Raw genomic sequence first — 18,929 nt, 5'->3', positions numbered from 1 at the left:
GCCTGTCAGACTTTTTCGACTTCGGGACGGCCAAGCAGGCCGGTCGGCATGAAGATCAGGACCACGATCAGGATCGAGAACGCGGCGACGTCCTTGTACTCGACCGAGAAATAGGCCGACCACATGGTTTCGATGAGCCCGATCGCGAGCCCGCCCAGCATCGCGCCGGGCAGCGAGCCGATGCCGCCGAGGACTGCGGCGGTGAACGCCTTGATGCCGGCAACGAAGCCCATGAAGAAATCGACCAGGCCGTAATACAGCAGGTACATCATGCCGGCCACGGCGGCGAGGGCTGCGCCGATCACGAAAGTCATCGAGATGGTGCGGTCGACGTCGACACCAAGCAGCGAGGCCATGGTCTGGTCCTGCTCGCAGGCGCGCATGTCGCGGCCGAGCCGGGTGCGCGACACGATCCAGGTGAACATCGCGAGCAGCACGATGGTCGTGATGACGACAACGATCTGGATGTTGGAGAGCTGCACCGCGAAGCCCTCCGATCCCTCGTGCAGCGTGTAGCCGCCGGTGATGATCGGCGGCACCGGCTTCACCCGCGCGCCCTGCGACACCTGCGAGAAGTTGCTCAGCACGAACGACATGCCGATCGCCGACAGCATCGGCGCGAGGCGGAACGAATGCCGCAGCGGCCGGTAGGCGATGCGCTCGATGGTCCAGCCATAGAGCGCGGTGATCGCCATCGAGACCAGAAGCACGATCAGGAGGATCACCGGGATCGCGGTCAGCCCGAACGACACCAGCACCAGAAACGAGATCATCGCGATGAAGCCGCCGATCATGAAGATGTCGCCATGGGCGAAGTTGATCATGCCGACGATGCCGTAGACCATCGTGTAGCCGATCGCGATCAGACCGTAGATCGAACCGAGCACGAGGCCGTTGATCAGTTGCTGGGCGAAATAATCCATGCGCTGCCGTTATTCGAGGAGGGACGCGTCGAGGAAGAACGCATCGAAGAGTGACGCGGTGAGGGCCCGGCTGACGCGGCGAGGGCCCCCGGCAGCCTGACCGTCGCGTCGTGTCATTTTCTAACAGCGGAACCCCGGCGGCGGCAACAGCGCCGGCCGCCGCTGAGCGGGCTTGTACATAACTACTTTGGCGGGTGCGGTTCCGATGTCACAGGGCGAACATCGCCTTGCCTTGCAATGATCACGCCGGAACCGGTGTTCCCGCGCAACCCCGCCGCCGCAAATGGCGTTGTCGGCGTTATCCCGGGCTCATGACGAGCCAAGGGATATACAAGGGAGATTTCGCGATGAGTACCCAGAACCCGAACCCCGGGCAGCAGACCCAGAAGCCGGCTCAGAAGCCCGGCCAGCAGCAGCAGGGCGGCGGCCAGAAGCCGGGCCAGCAGCAGCAGGATCCGGGCCATCAGGGCCAAAATCCCGATCGGGACCGTTAGCTCAACGAGCGAGCCAACAGGCTGCATTGGCAGAAGGGCCTCGCCGCAAGGCGGGGCCTTTCGCTTGCGCCGTTTTGGCACGGCCGTCGGGCTTTCCCCAGCAATCCCCAGCTCGGTTAAGGTAAACAAAGAGTTTAAATTGCCGCTGCCAGTTGAACGGCGTTACCTCGCTTGATGGAAAACCGCCGCCCGGGATCGGGCCGCGCAAGCGTGGAAAGCGTCATGTCCAGCAACTGGCGGATCAGCTCATTGAACGGCGCGCTGCTCGCGACCTATTTCATCCCGGTCTGGACCATCATCGCGCTCAGCATCATGGTGTCGCCGATCCACGGGCTCTATGAGCGGCCGAGCGTGTCGGTCGCGCTCTATGCCAGCGACCATTTGCAGCTTGCCAAGATCGCGACCGTGCGGCTGGCCTGGATGCTGGCGCTGGCGCGGATCACGGTCGTGGCGTTCTTCGCGGTGTTCCTCGCCATGGTCGCGTTTCCGTCGATGCGGAAGAGCGGCGGCGCCGACGAGGCGCTCGCGGTCGCGCTCAGCCTCGGCAGCGTGCTGAGCTTTGCCAGCATGCTGCTGGCCTCGAAGACGGGCGAGCTTGAAGCGTTGCGCATCCACGCGGCCGAGCTGTTGATGCTGCTCGGCACCGCGATCGTGATGCTGGTCGACACCGCACCGAAGCCTACCGCCAAGACGCCCGTCACCGACGCGGCCGCGCCGACCGGTGAACTATCCCTTCAGCAGCCCTAGCTCTGCAATGATCGCATTGGCTTCCTTGACGGCGTGATTGGCCGCAGGGACGCCGCAATAGATTGCCTGCTGCAGCAGGATCTCCTTGATGTCGTCTGGTGAAAATCCGCCCTCGGCGAGCGCCGCCCGCACGTGCAGGCGGAATTCGTCCCACTGCCCGAGCGCGACCATGGTGCCGATCACCAGCACCCGCCGCGTGCGATGATCGAAATGCGGCCGCGTCCAGATGTCGCCCCAGGCGTAGCGGGTGATCAGGTCCTGGAAGTCGGTGTTGAACGCGTTGCGGTTTTGCAGCGACTTGTCGACCCATTCATTGCCGAGCACCTTGCGGCGCTGCGTCATGCCGGCATCGCGGCGTTGATCGTCGTCCATTGAAGTGTCCTCCGGGTGATCGGCTTGCAGCAGGGTAACATTTGTGTTACCCTGCCGCCGCGCTCGAAATTCGCTATTACGTTGCTGATGACGGTCGCCAACCTTTCGCGGATTGGTTTGCGGATGTCGAGCCCATTGCCCGAGCCAAAGTTGCTCGCGCGATCGCCCGCATGGAGCAGGGTAACCTTTCCAACGTCAAATCGGTCGGCGCGGGCGTGCAGGAATATCGCCTCGACTTCGGACCGGGATATCGAATCTACTTTGGCCGCGACGGCGACACACTCGTGATCCTGCTGACCGGCGGAACGAAGCGGCGTCAACAGCGGGATATCGACGAAGCGCTGTCCTGCTGGCGGGACTACAAGATCAGAACGCGCCAACGGCGTTGAATGGAGACGGATGATGGCAAAGACCAGGAGCTTCAGGGAGCTTGTCCAGGGGCAGGTCAAGAGCGACCGGAAGTTCGCCGAGGCGCTGCTGCGTGAAGGCGTCGATGCGATGCTGTCGGGCGACGTCGAGACGGGGAAGACGATCCTTCGCGACTATATCAAGGCCACCGTCGGTTTTGAAAAGCTGGCGGCGGCGACCGACACACCGCCGAAGAGCCTGATCCGCATGTTCGGACCGCGCGGCAACCCGCAAGCCAAAAATCTGTTCGGCGTGATCGGTTATCTGCAGAAGCAGGCGGGAGTGCAGCTTCACGTCGCGTCGCGCTAGATATGAACCGTAGCCGGGATCAGCGCTGCGTCAGAAAGCCGACCACGGCTTCGGTGAAGGCGTGGGACTGCTCGATATTGGAGATGTGGGCGGCGTCGAGCAGCGTCATGCTGGCGCCGGGGATGAGGCTACGGATCATTTCGCCTGAAGACACCGGCGTCGCCATGTCTTGGCGTCCGGCGATCACGAGCGTCGGGCTCTTGATTCTTCCCAGCAGCGCGCGTTGGTCGAGCGTCGACAGCGCCTCGCAGCAGGCGAGATAGCCCTGCACCGGCGAGGCCAGCAGCATCGCCTTCATATTGGCGGTGGTTTGCGGCTCGCGCTCGCGGAAGTCAGCGGTCAGCCAGCCCGCGATCACGGTGTCGGCGACGGCGGCGATGCCGCCTTCCTTCACGGCCTTGATGCGGTTCAGCCAGTTGGCCGGGTCGGGATAGTAGCAGGACGTGTTGGCGAGGATCAGCTTGCCGAAGCGCTCCGGCGCGTTGGCCCCTAGCCATTGCCCGACCATGCCGCCCATCGACAGGCCGCACCAATGCGCCTTCGCGATGTTGAGGTCGTCGAGGATCGCGAGCACGTCGCGGCCGAACCGTTCCATCGAATAGGGGCCAGCCGGCACGCCGGATTTGCCGTGGCCGCGGCGGTCGTAGCGGATGACGCGGAACAGTTGTGTCAGCGCCGGCATCTGCGGCTCCCACATTTTCATCGTGCAGCCGAGCGAGTTCGACAGCATCAGGGTCGGGCCGCCATCGCGGCCGTCGACCTGGACGTTGAGCAGGCATCCGTCGGCGTCGATCATGGGCATGTTGGTTTCCTCGTCATGCGCGGCGAAAGCGCGAAGCGCGTCTTTCCCTTATGCGACCCGCGCATCCATCCAGAAAGGTTCTTCACGATGATGGATTGCCGGGTCAAGTCCGGCAATGACATCTTCGCTATTTGTCGTTCAGCGATGCCAATAGTCGGTCGATCAGCGCCTGCGAGGCGCCCTGATAGGCCATCGGCTCGAACAATTCAGCGATTGCGCCGGCATCGAGATGCGCGGTGACCTTCGCATCCGCCGCCAGCACGTCGCGCAAATGCTTCTTCTCGGCGACCGCCTGCTTGCTGGCGGTTTCGATCAGATGGTGTGCGGCGCTCTTGCCGATTGTCTCGGCGAGCGCGAAGGTCACGGCTTCCGCCATGATCAGTCCGCCGGTCGCCTCGAGATTGACGCGCATCCGCGCGGCATCGACCTCCAGCCCCTCGGCGAGGTCGACGATGGCGGCGAGCGCGCCTGACGTCACCAGCATCAGGGCGGGCAATGTCGGCCACTCGGCGTGCCAGGGCCCGGCACTGCGCTCGTGGTCCTGCACCTGGGCGGCGAAGATCGTGGCGGCGAGGTTCGGGGCCATCGTGGCTGCGCCGAGCGCGCTCGCCGCGGCCACCGGATTGCGCTTGTGCGGCATGGTCGAGGAGCCGCCGCGGCCCTGGCCGGCCGGCTCGAAGGCCTCGGCGACGTCGGTCTGCATCATCAGCGAGACGTCGCGCGCGATCTTGCCGCAGCTGCCGGCCGTGATCGCCAACACCGATGCCGCCTCCGCGATGCGGTCGCGATGGGTGTGCCAGGGCGCTTCGGGCAGCGGCAGGTCCAGCTCCTTGGCGAGGCGCTCGGCGACCGCCAGGCCCTTGTCGCCGAGCGCGGCCAGCGTGCCGGCGGCGCCGCCGAATTGCAGCGCCAGCGTCTCGCGGCGCAGGCGCTGCAGCCGCTTGCGGGAGCGATGCAGCGCGGCGGCATATTCGGCGAGCTTCAGCCCGAACGGCATCGGCAGCGCGTGCTGCAGCCAGGTGCGTGCGACCATGGCGGTGTCGCGATGCGCCCGCGCCAATTTTGCAAAGCCCGCGACGGCGCGGTCGAGGTCGGCGAGCAAGGTGTCGATGGCCCTGCGCAGGCTCAGCATCGTCGCGGTGTCGATCACGTCCTGGCTGGTGGCGCCCCAATGCACATAGCGGGCGGCCGCCGCATCGGCCTTCGCGACCTTGGCGGTCAGCGCCTTGACCAATGGGATGGCCAGATTGCCGGATCGCGTCGCGGCCTCCGCCAGCGCGGACTGGTCGAATGATTCGGCCGCGCAGGCGGCGCCGATCGGGCCCGCGGCCACGCCCGGAATCACGCCACAGGCGGCCTCGGCCCGGGCCAGCGCGGCCTCGAAATCCAGCATGTGCTGCAAGGTGGCCGCATCGTCGCACGCCGCGCGCATCGCGGGGCTCGATAGCATCGGCGCAAGCAGGGGAGAGAGGGCTGTGCTCATGTCGCGCGACCTAACCATTCCGCACGGCGGATGCCAATGCCCGCCGACGGTCTGCGCCGATTTTCAACCGCAGCGCGATTTTGTGAACCGCTGACGCATCTTGCTGCAGCTGCGAATATGCATCGCTCATCCTCCGAAGGTGCCCTTTCCTTTGGCCGCTGGCTGCTTTACTTGGGAAACCAAGGTTTCAAGCGATCGAGGAGGTCCCCCATGGCGATGACGATGACCGGCGAAGTCCAGCTTGCGGCGTCGCGCCAGGCGGTGTGGGACAAGCTCAACGATCCCGAGGTGCTGAAGGCCTGCATCCCCGGCTGCGAGGAGCTGGAGAAGACCGACGACCATGGCTTCCGTGCCACCGCGAAAATGAAGGTCGGGCCGGTCTCGGCCCGCTTCAAGGGCAAGGTCACCTTGAGCGATCTCGACCCGCCGAACGGCTACAAGATCTCCGGCGAGGGCGAGGGCGGCGTTGCCGGTTTCGCCAAGGGCGGCGCCACCGTCGGGCTTGCCGACAAGGATGGCGGCACGCTGCTCAGCTACAATGTCGAGGCGCAGATCGGCGGCAAGCTCGCCCAGCTCGGCCAGCGCCTGATCAACGGTGCCGCCAAGAAACTGGCCGACGAGTTCTTTGCCAATTTCGCCAAAGCCGTGCAGGGCTAGAGGCTGTGCCAGGCCAGAGGCCGTTCAGGGCTGGAGGCCTTGCAGGGTTAACCCCGCCGACAGGCCGGCCCGTTCAGGTCCGGCCATGCCCTCAGTGGGGGGCTCGAAAGGTTGCCCATCGCCGAGCCCGCCCATATTATGCCGTCTGGAATGATTTTAAACCGCCTGCGCCGCTGATATGCGGCGGTGCAGATAAGAGAGTGCTGATGGCCAAGATTTCAATGATCGTGAACGGCAACCCCGTGAACGCGAATGTCGACCCCCGTACCCTTCTGGTCCAGTTTCTGCGCGAAAACCTGCGGCTGACCGGTACCCATGTCGGCTGCGACACCTCGCAATGCGGCGCCTGCGTCGTGCATCTCGACGGCAAGGCGGTGAAGTCCTGCACCACGCTTGCCGTGATGGCCGACGGCCACGAGGTCAAGACCATCGAGGGGCTGGCCGCGGACGGCGCGCCGCTGCATCCGATGCAGGAGGCCTTCCGCGAGCATCACGGCCTGCAATGCGGCTTCTGTACGCCGGGCATGATCATGACCGCGGTCGACCTGGTGCATCGCAAGGGCCACGATCTCACCGACGAGGTGATCCGCGAGGAGCTGGAAGGCAATCTCTGCCGCTGCACCGGCTACCAGAACATCGTCGCTTCGATCGCCGCCGGCGCGAAGGCCATGGCCAAGTCGGACCTCGCCTAAAACCTCGGACCTCGCCTAAAACGTCGGACCTCGCCCAAGTCAGCGTTCAAGTCAGCATTTCATCGCGCATCCGCGATCAGGACATTCCCAATGTACGAATTCAAATATCATCGTCCCGGCACCGTGCGGCAGGCCGCCAATCTGCTGGTCAAGAACGAGGAGGCCAAGCTGATCGCCGGCGGCCACACGCTGGTGCCGGTCATGAAGCAGCGGCTGGCGAGCCCGCCGCATCTGGTCGACCTGTCCCATATCGAAGGCCTCGACACCATCGAGATGAAGGGCCGCGCGCTGGTGATCGGCGCCACTGCCAAGCATGCCGACGTCGCGAGCTCAGCGGTCGTGGGCGAAGCGATCCCGGCGCTCGCCGAGCTCGCCGGCCTGATCGGCGATCCCGCGGTGCGCCACCGCGGCACCATCGGCGGCTCGCTCGCCAACAACGACCCGACCGCCGACTATCCGGCCGCGGTGCTGGCGCTGGGCGCGACCATCGTCACCAACAAGCGGCGGCTGAAGGCCGAGGAGTATTTCCAGGGCCTGTTCACGACCGCGCTCGAAGCCGACGAAATCATCACCAAGGTGATGTTCCCGCTGCCGAAGAAGGCGGCCTATGTGAAATTCCGCAACCAGGCCTCGCGCTACGCGCTGGTCGGCGTGTTCGTCGCCAAGCGTCCCTCGGACGTGCGGGTCGCGGTGACCGGCGCCGGCTCCGACGGCGTGTTCCGTGTCGCCGCGTTCGAGGAGGCCCTGAAAAAGCGCTTCTCGCACAAGGTGCTCGACGGCATGACCGTTCCGGCCGAGGGGCTGAACAGCGATTTGCATGGCAGTGCTGAATACCGCGCGCATCTGATCGGCGTTCTGGCGCGCCGGGCGGTGGAAGCCGCGACCGCCAAGGACTAGATATCCAAGGACTAGATATCAAAGCGTGATCTTGCTGACCTCTGTTCGAAGACTGGCTGTTCCATGAGTGCATCGGCGTTACCTACCTCCGTCGATGCGCTGCTGGAGCTGTTGACCGCGCGCGGCTATCTCGCCGAACGGTCGCTTGCGACCGTGACCTATCTCGCGCTCCGGATGGGCCGGCCGCTGTTCCTGGAAGGCGAGGCCGGCGTCGGCAAGACCGAGATCGCCAAGGTGCTGTCGGCGGCGCTCGGGCGCAAGCTGATCCGCCTGCAATGCTATGAGGGGCTCGACGTTGCGTCGGCCGTCTACGAGTGGAGCAGCGCGGCGCAGATGATCGCGATCCGGCTGGCGGAAGCGTCCGGCGAAACCGACCGCGACCAGCTCGCCAGCGACATCTTCGCCGAGCGCTTCCTGATCAAGCGGCCGCTGTTGCAGGCGCTCGAGCCCGATGTCGCAGGTCCCCCGGTGCTGCTGATCGACGAGCTCGACCGTGCCGACGAGGCGTTCGAGGCGTATCTCCTCGAAATCCTCAGCGACTTCCAGGTCACCATCCCCGAGCTCGGCACGGTGAAGGCGCCGGCGCCGCCGATCGTGATCATCACCTCGAACCGCACCCGCGAGATCCACGACGCGCTGAAGCGGCGTTGTCTGTATCACTGGGTGGATTATCCCGCCGCCGAGCGCGAGCTTGCGATCGTCAAGTCGCGGGTGCCGAACATTTCCGCAAAGCTGTCGCAGCAGGTCGTGCGCTTCGTGCAGGCACTGCGCAACCAGGATTTCTACAAGTCGCCGGGGGTGGCCGAGACCATCGACTGGGCGACCGCGCTCTCCGAGCTCGACGCCCGCTCGCTGACCCCGCAGGTGGTCGGCGACACCCTGGGCGCGCTGCTGAAGTACCAGGACGACATCGCGCGCATGCAGGGCGATGCGTTGCAGAAGACATTGAAGGAAGCGACGAGCGACTAGCTGTCATTCCGGGGCGCGCCGCCCGAACTCGGGTTTACCCGAGTTCGGTAAGTCTTAAGCAGCCAAGTCGGCGACAGCCGACTTGGCTAGCGCGAGCCTGGAATCCATCGGGCCGCATCACGCATGGATCAATGGATTCCGGGTTCACGCTTCGCGTGCCCCGGAATGACGAGGCAAAGATACGATGCCGATCAACCACCTCGATCCGCCGACCGGCCACATGGCCGACAACGTGATCGGCTTCGCCCGTGCCTTGCGCGCGGCCGGGCTGCCCGTCGGCCCGGGCTCGGTGATCGATGCGCTCAATGCGCTGCAGCTGATCGAGGTCGGCAACCGCGCCGATTTCTACGCCACGCTGCAGGCGATCTTCGTCAAGCGCCACGAGCATGCGCTGATCTTCCGCCAGGCCTTCGAGCTGTTCTTCCGCGCCGCCGAGGAGTGGAAGAGCATGCTGGATTCGGTGCCGCTGCCCGACCATGCCAAGAAGAAGCCGCCGCCGGCCTCGCGCCGGGTCCAGGAGGCCCTGGCGCAACCCGCAACGCGTGAAGAGCGCCCGCAGGCCCAGGAGCAGGAGCTGAAACTCTCGGTCTCCGACAAGGAGGTGCTGCAGAAGAAGGACTTTGCGCAGATGACCGCGGCCGAGATCGCCGAGGTCGTCAGGGAGATCGCGCTGATGCGGCTGCCGCAGGCCGAGCTCGTTACCCGCCGCTACCAGCCCGATGCGCGCGGCCTGCGGCTTGACATGCGCCGCACGATCCGCTCCTCGCTGCGCACCGGCGGCGAGATCATCGATATCAGGAAGCTTGGCCGGATCGAGAAGCCGGCGCCGATCGTGGCGCTGCTCGACATCTCCGGCTCGATGAGCGAGTACACCCGCCTGTTCCTGCATTTCCTGCATGCCATCACCGACGCCCGCAAACGGGTCTCGGTGTTCCTGTTCGGCACCCGCCTGACCAATGTGACGCGCGCATTACGGCAGCGTGATCCCGACGAGGCGCTGGCGCACTGCTCGTCCTCGGTCGAGGACTGGGCCGGCGGGACGCGGATCGCGACCTCGCTGCACTCCTTCAACCAGCTCTGGGCCCGCCGGGTGCTCGGCCAGGGCGCCATCGTGCTCCTTATATCCGATGGACTGGAACGGGAGGCGGATGCCAAACTGGCGTTCGAGATGGACCGGCTGCACCGCTCCTGCCGCCGCCTGATCTGGCTCAATCCGCTGCTGCGCTATTCCGGCTTCGAGGCCAAGGCGCAGGGCATCAAAATGATGCTGCCCCACGTTGACGAATTTCGTCCGGTGCATAATTTGACATCCATCAAGGGGTTGATCCAGGCGCTGTCGTCCGCGCCGCCCGCGCACCACCGCAGCCTGATCCGCTCCGTAGCCTGAGATGCATCCGAACTGACTGGAGGCCGCCATGCTGAACCGCGACGAAGACATCCTGCAGGCCGCCGAGACCTGGCAGAAGCAGGGCCACGGCGTGGCACTGGCCACCGTGGTCGAGACCTGGGGCTCGGCGCCGCGCCCGGCCGGCTCCAGCCTCGTCATCAATGATGACGGCACGTTCTTAGGGAGCGTCTCCGGCGGCTGCGTCGAGGGCGCCGTGGTCACCGAGGCGCTCGACGTGATCACGAGCGGGCAACCCAAGATGCTGGAATTCGGCGTCGCCGACGAGACCGCCTGGAATGTCGGCCTGTCCTGCGGCGGCACTATCCGCGTCTTCGTCGAGAAGGTCGGCTAGCCGTGAAGCTCGAAACCCTGAAAGAGCTGAATGCCGAACGGGCCGCGCGCCGCCCGGTCATCATCGTCACCGACACCGCCAATGGCGAGCAGCGCCTGGTGAAGGCCAGGGACATCGCTGCCGATCCGCTGCGCGCCGAGTTGTCAAAACAGCTGCGGATGGGCAAGAGCGGCAATGTCGAGGCCGGCGGCAAGAAGCTGTTCCTCAACGTCTACGCGCCGACCGCAAAGCTCGTGATCATCGGCGCGGTTCACATCAGCCAGGCGCTGGCGCCGCTGGCGCGCTCGCTCGACTACGACGTCACCGTGGTCGATCCGCGCACGGCGTTCGCGAGCCCCGAGCGCTTCCCCGACGTGCCGCTGATCGCCGAATGGCCCGACGTCGCGCTGCCGCCGCTCAATGTCGATCACTACACGGCGTTCGTCGCGGTGACGCATGATCCGAAGATCGACGATCCGGCGCTGCTGCATGCCTTCGATCGCGACTGCTTCTATATCGGCGCGCTCGGCTCGCGGAAGACCCACGCCAAGCGCGGCGAGCGGCTGCGCGCGCAGGGCGCGAAAGACAGCGATATCGGGCGGATCCACGCGCCAATCGGCCTCGACATCGGCGCGGTGTCGCCGGCGGAGATCGCGGTCGCGATCATGGCCGAGATCACCGCGCAGCTCAGACTGCCTCCCAAAGAAAAAGAAGAAGCGGCATGAAATTCGGGCCCGCCAGTCCGGCCGACGCGATTGGCGGCGTCACCGTCCACACGCTGCGCCAGGGCGCGCTGGTGCTCAAGAAGGGCACCACGATCGGCCCTGACGAGGTTGCGGCGCTGACCAGGGCCGGCGTCAAGGACGTCGTGGTGGTGCGGCTCGAGGAGGGCGACATCTCCGAGGACGCCGCCGCCGCCAGCATCGCGCAAGCCGTGGCGGGCGAGGGCGTCAATGTCGAGCGCGCCTTCACCGGCCGCGCCAATCTGTTCGCTGCGCGTCCCGGCGTGCTGGTCGTGGACCGCGCCGCGGTCGACCGCATCAACGGCGTCGACGAGGCCATCACCTTCGCGACGCTCGCGGCGTTCAAGCCGGTGGTCGAAGGCGAGATGATCGCGACCGTCAAGCTGATCCCGTTCGGCGTCGAGGGCAGGTTGCGCGACGCGGCTGTCGCCGCCGCGGGAAAGGATGCGCTGCGCATCGCGCCCTATGCGATCAAGAAGGTCGGCGTGGTCTCGACCTTGCTGCCGGGCCTGTCGCCGAAGGTGATCGACAAGACGCTGCGCGTCACCGCGGAACGGCTGGCGCCGGCCGGCGCGACCATCATCGCGGAGCGGCGCGTGCCGCATGACGAGGCCGTGCTGGCCGACGCCATCAAGGAATTGCTCGCTCTGGGGGCCGAGCTCGTGATCGTGTTCGGGGCGTCGGCGATCGCCGACCGGCGCGACGTCATCCCGGCCGCGATATCGGAGATCGGCGGCGCCATCGAGCATTTCGGCATGCCGGTCGATCCCGGCAATCTCTTGCTGATCGGCAGCGCCGGCGGCGTGCCGGTGTTGGGCGCGCCGGGCTGCGCGCGCTCGCCGGTCGAGAACGGCTTCGACTGGGTGCTGATGCGACTCTTGGCCGGCATCAAGGTGACGCGATCGGATCTTACCGGCATGGGCGTCGGCGGCCTGCTGATGGAGATCGTAACGCGGCCGCAGCCGCGCACCGTCCCCGACACCGAGGGCAACCGCAACGTCGCGGCGATCGTGCTTGCTGCGGGACGTTCGACCCGGATGGGCGGCCCCAACAAGCTGCTCGCCGAGCTCGACGGCAAGAAGCTGGTGCGCGCCGTGGCCGAGCAGGCGCTGGCCTCGAAGGCCAGTGAAGTGATCGTCGTCACCGGCCATCAGGCCGATCTGGTCGAGCAGGCGCTGACGGGACTGAAGGTGACGTTCGCCCGCAATCCCGATTTCGCCGGCGGGCTCGCAAGCTCGGTGAAATCGGGAATTTCAGCCGTCTCCGACAACGCCGACGGCGCCATCGTCTGCCTCGGCGACATGCCGCTGATCTCGGCGCACCTGATCGACCGCCTGATCGAGACCTTCGCGCCCGACCGCGGCCACCTGATCGCGGTCCCCGTCAGCGAGGGCCGCCGCGGCAATCCGGTGCTGTGGTCGCGCCGCTTCTTCAGGGAATTGATGACGCTGGACGGCGACATCGGCGCCCGCCATCTGATCGCCAAGCATGCCGAGGCGGTGGCCGAAGTCCCGGTCGAAGGCAACAGCGCCTTCCTCGACATCGACACCCCGCAGGCGTTGGAAGCGGCAAGGCGGGGCTAGCCCTGCTGTCGTCCCGGCGAAGGCCGGGACCCAACCACAAATGCGGATTGGTTTGCAAAGCTGGGGCCGCCTTCCCACCGACAATAAAGTTCGGTGGCAATGAGTCCCGGCCTTCGCCGGGACGACGAGAGGATGGAGACTCGGCGCCATCAACCCGTCATTCACCATCTGGAAACGACCCCCTTGTAGAGTCCGCGCCGGACTTTGGGGGATTTCCGTCTTGATCATTTCGACCGTCGCCGCGCAGCGTCGCGCGCTGATCATTCTTGTCCTGACATTGCTGATCGGCGCCTCGCGTTTCGTTGCGGACAATTTCGTCAGGGAGGCCCACGCGGCCGGCGCGTTTGCGGTCGGCAAGTGCGGCGCCTATGGCCAGGCCTATGACTATCCGGCGGAAGCCTCCGCGCGCGCCGCCGCGCTGAAGCAGTGCAAGGGCGACTGCACGGCGGTGACCATGAAGCGCGCCTGCGCCGCGTTCGCGATCGACATGAAAAATCCCTGCGGTGCCCACGGCTATGCCGTGGCGCCAAGGATCTCGAGCTCGCTCAACGCCGCGACCAGGAAGTGCTACGAATATGGCGGCAAGGAATGCGTGATCCGCGCCTGGGCCTGCGACGCCAAGGGCTGACGCCATTGGTTCGCGGCCGCTCAATTCTCCCCAACGTGCTGGCCGATGGCATAGACATGACATGGTGCGCCGGCGCCGCCGCCCTGGCATTGCGCGATGGCGCCATCGCGCGCTTCCGTCACCGTGCGGCCGACGGCCTGGGCGCACGCACCGGCGTCGTTGACGGCAAAGGCTTTGGCATCACCGCGATAGGCGACGTAGCCCGCGAACAGCTTCGCGCAATCGACTGAAAGGCCAGGCGGCGCTGCCAGCGCGGCGGGCTCCGGCAGCTCGATCGTGACCGCGGTCGGCAGCTTCAGCTCGGCAAGGAACTGCTCGACCGCGGGAAGCCAGATGCCGGCTGCGGCTCGGATGACGAGGTCATGGCCGTTGTCGCCGAACGGCGGCAGCATCTGCAATCTTGCCGGCGCGCCACTGGCCGTGTAGGCCGCAAGCATCCGCCGCGCCAGCTCCGGACCGTAGAACGGGTCGTTCTCGGCGTACAGCCAGAGCGCGGGCACGCGCGCGGTGCGGCCGAGCATCGCTGCGGTGCCGACCAGGCGTTCTGCGCCGCAAGCCTCGCCCGATTTCGTGAACGAATGATAGCCGCCGTCGAAATTGAGCAGGCCCACGACCCCCGCTGGATTGCGCTCCGCGACCGCAAGCATGGTCAGCCCGCCGGTGGAGTGGCCGAGCAGCAGGATGCGATCGGGATCGACCCACGGCTCGCCGCGAACCGCCGCGATCGCCGCAACGATGTCGTCGGCGCCGACTCGCACGCCGCCGAGATAGTCGCACGGCCTCGGCAGGTCTTCGGCATAACCGCCGCCCGACAGGCCGAAGCCGCGGCGCATGACGGCGAGCACAGCATAGCCGCGCTGCGCCAGCGCGAGCGCCGCGGTGTTGAAGCCGGTCGGACTGCGCCGCGCGATGTTGCGGAAGAACGCGTCGTCCATTCCGCCGGGCGTGCCGTGCGTCATGATCACCAGCGGAAACCGGCCGGGACGATCGGGACGCACGACATAGCTGTCGAGCGTCAGGTCCTTGCCGGACAGATGCACCGGCAGCAGCATCGGCGCGGCGATCAGGCCGGGCAGGAGGCCTCGCTCCTCGGCATGCGCGGCGGTGGCGAACGACAGCAGCAGCGCGAGCAGGATTCGCATGTCAATCTCCGGCAAGGAACCGCAGGCGAGCCATATCACGGCGCTGCACGCGCAGGCGAGTGCGGGGACAGCACGACATGCAAGGAATACGGCGTCGGGGCTGGTGCCGGCGGCCGGCTTGCGGCTAAGCTCACCCCATGCAATTCGACACCAAGATCGCGGTCGTGATCCGCACCGACCTGGAAGTCTGGCAGAAGCTCAACGTCGCATCCTTCCTGTCCGGCGGCATCGCCGCCTCCTTTCCCGAATGCATCGGCGAGAATTACGAGGACGGTTCGGGGACCAAATATCTCTCCTTGATCGGCCAGCCGATCCTGATCTACGGCGCTGATCGTGCTGCGCTGTCGCGGGCGCTGGAGCGCGCGCTGGCGCGCAACGTGGTGCCCGCGCTCTACACCGAGGACATGTTCAAGACCACGCATGATCAGGCCAACCGCGAGGTGGTGAAGGCGGTCGCCCGCGCCGACCTCAATCTGGTCGGTCTCGCCGTCCGTGCCGAGCGCAAGGTGGTGGACAAGATCCTCGACGGCCTGAAATTCCACAGCTAGAGCGTTTTCGAGCGAAGTGGAAACCGGTTCGCGTGAAGAAAACGCGGCAAAACAAAAACCTGGAGTCCCGTTCCGATTCGATCGGAACGGGGAAGGCTCCAGGCGCGGTCCGGACCGGTTCCGCTGCGCGGCTGCGGCGCGGTCGCTCGAGATCCCGTGGACGCCGAAACCGGTATCAGCCCAACCCCCTGTTCTGATTGCCTGGTTGTGGTTATATCGCATCGCCTCTTGGAGGTGGCGGAAGCGTAGCGGGACAGGGGATATGCGGCGAAGGACCTGGATGATGTTCGGCAGTGCCGTGCCGATCTATTTTGCGTTGGCAACCTGGCTGTCATATGCCGCACGTCCTGTCATGGTGGAACCCGAAATCAATGGCGAACGGCACGAATTGATGCGGCCGTTCCTCCCGTTCGAGCATTCCAGCTTCGCGATGATCAGCGTCGATCCCTGGTTCGGTGATGTCGCCGACGTGCCCGGGCAATTCGATTCGAGTTCGCCGATCATGATCTACGAGGATGACAAGCCGCTTGGCCCGGCACACAGCACGCCGCACGAAACCATCAGCACGCTCGGCCACGGCCGCTTCTCGCACTGGAAGGGCAGTTTTTCCGTCTTCGTATTCTCGTCGAGCGACAACACCGATCCGCGCACCAACGGCCGGGCCTATTGGGCGGTGATGCCGCCATCCAAGGGATCGGGGATCGTGCCGAACGTGCCTGGAGAAAAGCACCATCTGCGCCGGCCGTTCACCCGTTACGGAAAGTCGCCATTCGCCGTCATCGCCAAGGACAAATGGTTTGCCGGGGTGGCCGACGTTCCCGGGCAGTACGACTCGAGCTCGCCCATCGTGATCTATGAGGATGGCAAGTTGCTCGGACCTGCCCACAGCACGCCGCACGACCAGATCGGCACGCTTGGCCAGGGACGCTTCTCGCACTGGAAAGGCAGCTCTTCGATCTTCGTGTTCTCGTCCAGCGACAATACCGATCCGGAGACCAACGGTCGCGACTATTGGGCGGTCAAGCCGGAGTAGAATTGCCAGGCTGACGAATAGAGAACTGCCCACACCGTCGTCCTGGCGAAAGCCAGGACCCGTTACCCCAACTGCAAATCGTTGCGCGACGCTGGGGCTACGATTTCGTTCGTAACCAAATTCGGTGGCTATCGGTTGGCCTCGCCAGGCCGACGGGCGGGAAGAGTACGCCGCCGACCATCAGTATCGTGGCGCACGGTGATGGGATCCGGCCGGTCGAAGCCCGCAGGAACGTTCCGCGTCCAAGCCCGTTACCCATTTTCATTCCGTTGACAATGACTGACCAGTCAGTCATAATAAGAGCATGACAAAACGCACGACCACATCGACCCGCGCGCCGCCGAAAAGGCGCCGGACCACCGTCAGGGCAGCCGCGGCCAAGATCCCGAAAGTGGCCTCGGCCAGGCTCGCCGAGCCGCGGTCGGCCAACAACCGCGCCGAGAAATCCGCCGAGCGGCGCGAGGCGATCGTCGCGGCCGCGATGGACGAGTTCATCGCGCGCGGCTTTGCCGCGACGCGGCTCGACGACATCGCCAAGCGCGCGGGCGTCGCCAAGGGCACGCTCTATCTGCACTTCAAGGACAAGGAATCGATGTTCGAGGAGCTGATCCGCACCGCGCTGGTGCCGCTGATCAGCCGGATGGCTGCGCCGCCGCCGATCACCGGCCCGGTGCGCGACGCGGTGGAGCGTTTCGCCGAGACCTTCATGCGGGAGATCGTCGCGACCCGGCGCGGCGACATCATCCGCCTGATCGTCTCGGAAGGGCCGCGCTTTCCGGCGATCGCCGATTTCTATTTCCGCGAGGTGGTGTCGAAGGGATTAGCCGGGATGCGCGCGCTGATCCAACTCGCGATCACCCGCGGCGAGATCAGGCAGCGCGAGCTCGGGCAATTTCCGCAACTGGTCGTCGCGCCCGCGATCGTCGCGGTGATCTGGCAGAGCCTGTTCGCCAGGCACGCGCCGCTTGACGGCATCGCGATGTTCAAGGTGCATCTCGATCTGATTTTTGGCGAACGGAGGACGACATGACCTCGTCGCGATCAAGGCTGTTGATATCCGCGCTTGCGCTCGCAGCCGCGCTCGCCGGCTGCCAGGAGAAGCGCGATCCCGGCTTCCAGGGCTGGGTCGAGGCCGACATGATCTTCGTCAGCCCCGACGAATCCGGCCGCGTCACCAAGCTCAACGTGCGCGAGGGCGACGAGGTCAAGCCCGGCGACCAGCTCTACACCGTCGACGACGATCTGCAGCGCGCCGATCTCAACCAGAACAACGCGACGTTGGCGAATGCGCAGCAGACCTATGACCGCGCGGCCTCCTTGCGCGGCACCGGCGCCGGCACCCAGGCCAATCTGGATTCCGCGGTCTCGGCGCTGCGCGTCGCCGAGGCCCGCGTCAACACCTCGCAGACCCGGCTCGACCGCCGCAAGGGCTTTGCGCCGATCGCGGGCGCGATCCAGCAGATCTATTTCCGTGAGGGCGAGATGGTGGCCGCGCAGCGCCCGGTGCTCTCGATCATGCCGCCCGGCAACATGAAGCTGCGCTTTTTCGTGCCGGAGACGGAGCTGCCGAAGCTCGCGCTCGGCGAAGAGGTGAAGGTGACCTGCGACAATTGCGCCGCCGACCTCACCGCAAAGATCTATTTCATCGCGACCACGGCGGAATACACCCCGCCGGTGATCTACAGCCTCGATGAGCGCAACAAGCTGGTCTATTTGATCCAGGCGCGGCCGAGCCGGCCGGATAGCTTGCGCGTCGGCCAGCCGATCAGCGTCTATCTCAACCCGAAGACCCCTGTGGCGGATCGCAGATGAACGGCGTACCGACCAGCGCGCAGTCCAGTTCGCCCGGCATCGCCATCGACGTGAAGGGCCTGACCAAGTCGTTCAATGGCCGCGAGGTGGTCCATGACCTCTCGATGCAGGTCAAGCGCGGCTCGATCTACGGCTTCCTCGGTCCCAACGGCAGCGGCAAGACCACGACGATCCGCATTCTCTGCGGCCTGCTGACGCCCGACAGCGGCGAGGGCACCTGCCTCGGCTACGACATCCTGCGCGACGCCGACAAGATCAAGCGCAAGGTCGGCTACATGACGCAGCGCTTCAGCCTGTATCAGGACCTCTCGGTCCGGCAGAACCTGGAATTCGTGGCGCGGCTCTACGGCATGCCGGACGCGCACCGCGCCGCGTCCGACATGATCGCACGCATCGGCCTGAAGGGCCGCGAGGATCAGCTCGCCGGCGAGCTGTCCGGCGGCTGGAAGCAGCGGCTCGCGCTCGGCGCCTGCACGCTGCCCAATCCGGAATTGCTGCTGCTGGACGAGCCGACCGCCGGCGTCGATCCCAAGGCGCGGCGCGATTTCTGGAACGAGATCCATGCGCTCGCGGCCGACGGCCTCACCGTGCTGGTCTCGACCCACTACATGGACGAGGCCGAGCGCTGTCACGAGATCGCCTACATCGCCTACGGCCATCTCCTGGCGCACGGCACGGTCGATGAGGTGATCGCAAAGTCCGCGTTGTCGACCTACACGGTGACGGGCGAGGATTTCAACGGGCTGATGGCCGAGCTCTCCGGCAAACCCGGCATCGACATGGTGGCGCCGTTTGGCACCAGCCTGCATGTCTCCGGCCGCGACAAAGCAGCGCTCGAGGCCGCCATCGCGCCTTATCGCGATGATGCGAAATGGCATTGGCAGCCGAGCGAGCCGTCGCTCGAAGACGTCTTCATCGATCTGATGGGGCGCTCCAAGGACAATTTCCAGCAAGGCTAGCAGCCCAGGC

General features: G+C 65.8%; 23 protein-coding genes. 18 read left to right on the top strand and 5 right to left on the bottom strand.

Features of this window, described 5'->3' with window-relative positions; all coding sequences use genetic code 11:
* Window positions 1-5: 5 nt before the first annotated feature.
* Window positions 6-923 (bottom strand): ABC transporter permease subunit, encoded by a 918-nt coding sequence (locus IC762_RS23355; RefSeq protein ID WP_195784559.1) that lies wholly within the window; start codon window positions 921-923, stop codon window positions 6-8.
* Window positions 924-1,270: 347 nt separating this feature from the next.
* Between IC762_RS23355 and IC762_RS23350 the strand changes: the two genes are divergently transcribed.
* Together IC762_RS23350 and IC762_RS23345 are read left to right on the top strand one after the other, a co-directional pair.
* Complete coding sequence (locus tag IC762_RS23350; protein ID WP_195784558.1) at window positions 1,271-1,417, top strand: hypothetical protein; 147 nt, start codon at window positions 1,271-1,273, stop codon at window positions 1,415-1,417.
* Between the two features lie 222 nt (window positions 1,418-1,639).
* Window positions 1,640-2,164 carry a hypothetical protein gene (locus tag IC762_RS23345; RefSeq protein WP_195784557.1) on the top strand — a complete coding sequence of 175 codons (525 nt, stop codon included), beginning with the start codon at window positions 1,640-1,642 and terminating at the stop codon, window positions 2,162-2,164.
* On the opposite strand, the gene IC762_RS23340 is transcribed toward IC762_RS23345, so the two are convergent.
* Window positions 2,144-2,536, bottom strand: coding sequence for a carboxymuconolactone decarboxylase family protein (locus IC762_RS23340; protein ID WP_195784556.1), 393 nt, complete (start codon window positions 2,534-2,536; stop codon window positions 2,144-2,146). The genes IC762_RS23345 and IC762_RS23340 overlap by 21 nt on opposite strands.
* A 41-nt stretch (window positions 2,537-2,577) precedes the next feature.
* Between IC762_RS23340 and IC762_RS23335 the strand changes: the two genes are divergently transcribed.
* Both IC762_RS23335 and IC762_RS23330 read left to right on the top strand, forming a co-directional pair.
* Complete coding sequence (locus IC762_RS23335) at window positions 2,578-2,925, top strand: type II toxin-antitoxin system RelE/ParE family toxin (protein WP_195784555.1); 348 nt, start codon at window positions 2,578-2,580, stop codon at window positions 2,923-2,925.
* 13 nt (window positions 2,926-2,938) lie between these two features.
* Complete coding sequence (locus tag IC762_RS23330; RefSeq protein ID WP_195784554.1) at window positions 2,939-3,253, top strand: transcriptional regulator; 315 nt, start codon at window positions 2,939-2,941, stop codon at window positions 3,251-3,253.
* 19 nt (window positions 3,254-3,272) lie between these two features.
* Here IC762_RS23330 and pcaD read toward each other — a convergent pair whose 3' ends face one another.
* Together pcaD and IC762_RS23320 are read right to left on the bottom strand one after the other, a co-directional pair.
* A complete protein-coding gene (gene pcaD / locus IC762_RS23325) occupies window positions 3,273-4,055 on the bottom strand; it encodes a 3-oxoadipate enol-lactonase (RefSeq protein WP_195784553.1) in 783 nt (260 codons plus the stop codon).
* Window positions 4,056-4,182: 127 nt separating this feature from the next.
* Window positions 4,183-5,538 (bottom strand): 3-carboxy-cis,cis-muconate cycloisomerase, encoded by a 1,356-nt coding sequence (locus tag IC762_RS23320; protein ID WP_195784552.1) that lies wholly within the window; start codon window positions 5,536-5,538, stop codon window positions 4,183-4,185.
* A 210-nt stretch (window positions 5,539-5,748) separates the two neighbouring features.
* Between IC762_RS23320 and IC762_RS23315 the strand changes: the two genes are divergently transcribed.
* The 9 genes from IC762_RS23315 to IC762_RS23275 all read left to right on the top strand — a co-directional run bounded on the left by IC762_RS23315 (window position 5,749) and on the right by IC762_RS23275 (window position 13,425).
* Window positions 5,749-6,195 carry an SRPBCC family protein gene (locus IC762_RS23315; RefSeq protein WP_195784551.1) on the top strand — a complete coding sequence of 149 codons (447 nt, stop codon included), beginning with the start codon at window positions 5,749-5,751 and terminating at the stop codon, window positions 6,193-6,195.
* A 206-nt stretch (window positions 6,196-6,401) separates the two neighbouring features.
* Complete coding sequence (locus IC762_RS23310) at window positions 6,402-6,887, top strand: (2Fe-2S)-binding protein (protein ID WP_195784550.1); 486 nt, start codon at window positions 6,402-6,404, stop codon at window positions 6,885-6,887.
* Between the two features lie 90 nt (window positions 6,888-6,977).
* On the top strand, window positions 6,978-7,784 hold the full coding sequence (locus IC762_RS23305) for an FAD binding domain-containing protein (RefSeq protein WP_195784549.1): 807 nt from the start codon (window positions 6,978-6,980) through the stop codon (window positions 7,782-7,784).
* 63 nt (window positions 7,785-7,847) lie between these two features.
* The gene (locus IC762_RS23300; protein WP_195784548.1) at window positions 7,848-8,753 is read left to right on the top strand and encodes an AAA family ATPase; all 906 of its coding nucleotides are present in this window, start codon (window positions 7,848-7,850) and stop codon (window positions 8,751-8,753) included.
* A gap of 184 nt (window positions 8,754-8,937) precedes the next feature.
* Entirely contained in the window at window positions 8,938-10,140 is a 1,203-nt protein-coding gene (locus IC762_RS23295; protein ID WP_195784547.1) for a vWA domain-containing protein, read from the top strand.
* A gap of 28 nt (window positions 10,141-10,168) precedes the next feature.
* Entirely contained in the window at window positions 10,169-10,492 is a 324-nt protein-coding gene (locus IC762_RS23290) for an XdhC family protein (RefSeq protein WP_195784546.1), read from the top strand.
* Window positions 10,493-10,494: 2 nt separating this feature from the next.
* Window positions 10,495-11,196: an XdhC family protein gene (locus IC762_RS23285; protein ID WP_195784545.1), complete on the top strand. Its 702-nt coding sequence runs from the start codon at window positions 10,495-10,497 to the stop codon at window positions 11,194-11,196.
* The gene (locus tag IC762_RS23280; RefSeq protein WP_195784544.1) at window positions 11,193-12,797 is read left to right on the top strand and encodes an NTP transferase domain-containing protein; all 1,605 of its coding nucleotides are present in this window, start codon (window positions 11,193-11,195) and stop codon (window positions 12,795-12,797) included. Before IC762_RS23285 ends, IC762_RS23280 begins: the two co-directional genes overlap by 4 nt.
* Before the next feature lie 277 nt (window positions 12,798-13,074).
* Complete coding sequence (locus tag IC762_RS23275) at window positions 13,075-13,425, top strand: DUF4189 domain-containing protein (RefSeq protein WP_246801685.1); 351 nt, start codon at window positions 13,075-13,077, stop codon at window positions 13,423-13,425.
* Between the two features lie 20 nt (window positions 13,426-13,445).
* Here the strand turns inward: IC762_RS23275 and IC762_RS23270 are convergent, their stop codons facing one another.
* Entirely contained in the window at window positions 13,446-14,567 is a 1,122-nt protein-coding gene (locus IC762_RS23270) for an alpha/beta hydrolase family protein (RefSeq protein WP_195784542.1), read from the bottom strand.
* A 137-nt stretch (window positions 14,568-14,704) separates the two neighbouring features.
* On the opposite strand from IC762_RS23270, the gene IC762_RS23265 reads away from it, so the two are divergent.
* The 5 genes from IC762_RS23265 to IC762_RS23245 all read left to right on the top strand — a co-directional run bounded on the left by IC762_RS23265 (window position 14,705) and on the right by IC762_RS23245 (window position 18,919).
* Window positions 14,705-15,115 (top strand): DUF2000 family protein, encoded by a 411-nt coding sequence (locus IC762_RS23265; protein WP_195784541.1) that lies wholly within the window; start codon window positions 14,705-14,707, stop codon window positions 15,113-15,115.
* Window positions 15,116-15,377: 262 nt separating this feature from the next.
* Window positions 15,378-16,148 carry a hypothetical protein gene (locus tag IC762_RS23260; RefSeq protein WP_195784540.1) on the top strand — a complete coding sequence of 257 codons (771 nt, stop codon included), beginning with the start codon at window positions 15,378-15,380 and terminating at the stop codon, window positions 16,146-16,148.
* Between the two features lie 304 nt (window positions 16,149-16,452).
* Entirely contained in the window at window positions 16,453-17,178 is a 726-nt protein-coding gene (locus IC762_RS23255) for a TetR/AcrR family transcriptional regulator (RefSeq protein WP_195784539.1), read from the top strand.
* On the top strand, window positions 17,175-17,960 hold the full coding sequence (locus tag IC762_RS23250; RefSeq protein WP_195784538.1) for an HlyD family secretion protein: 786 nt from the start codon (window positions 17,175-17,177) through the stop codon (window positions 17,958-17,960). The genes IC762_RS23255 and IC762_RS23250 overlap by 4 nt, the downstream gene beginning before the upstream one ends.
* Complete coding sequence (locus IC762_RS23245) at window positions 17,957-18,919, top strand: ABC transporter ATP-binding protein (RefSeq protein WP_195784537.1); 963 nt, start codon at window positions 17,957-17,959, stop codon at window positions 18,917-18,919. The genes IC762_RS23250 and IC762_RS23245 overlap by 4 nt, the downstream gene beginning before the upstream one ends.
* Window positions 18,920-18,929 lie beyond the last annotated feature (10 nt).

This window comes from Bradyrhizobium genosp. L (genome assembly GCF_015624485.1).
In the GTDB taxonomy this organism is placed as follows: Bacteria; Pseudomonadota; Alphaproteobacteria; order Rhizobiales; family Xanthobacteraceae; genus Bradyrhizobium.
Note: the sequence above shows the minus strand (reverse complement) of the source record. Positions and strands in the feature narration are given on the sequence as shown.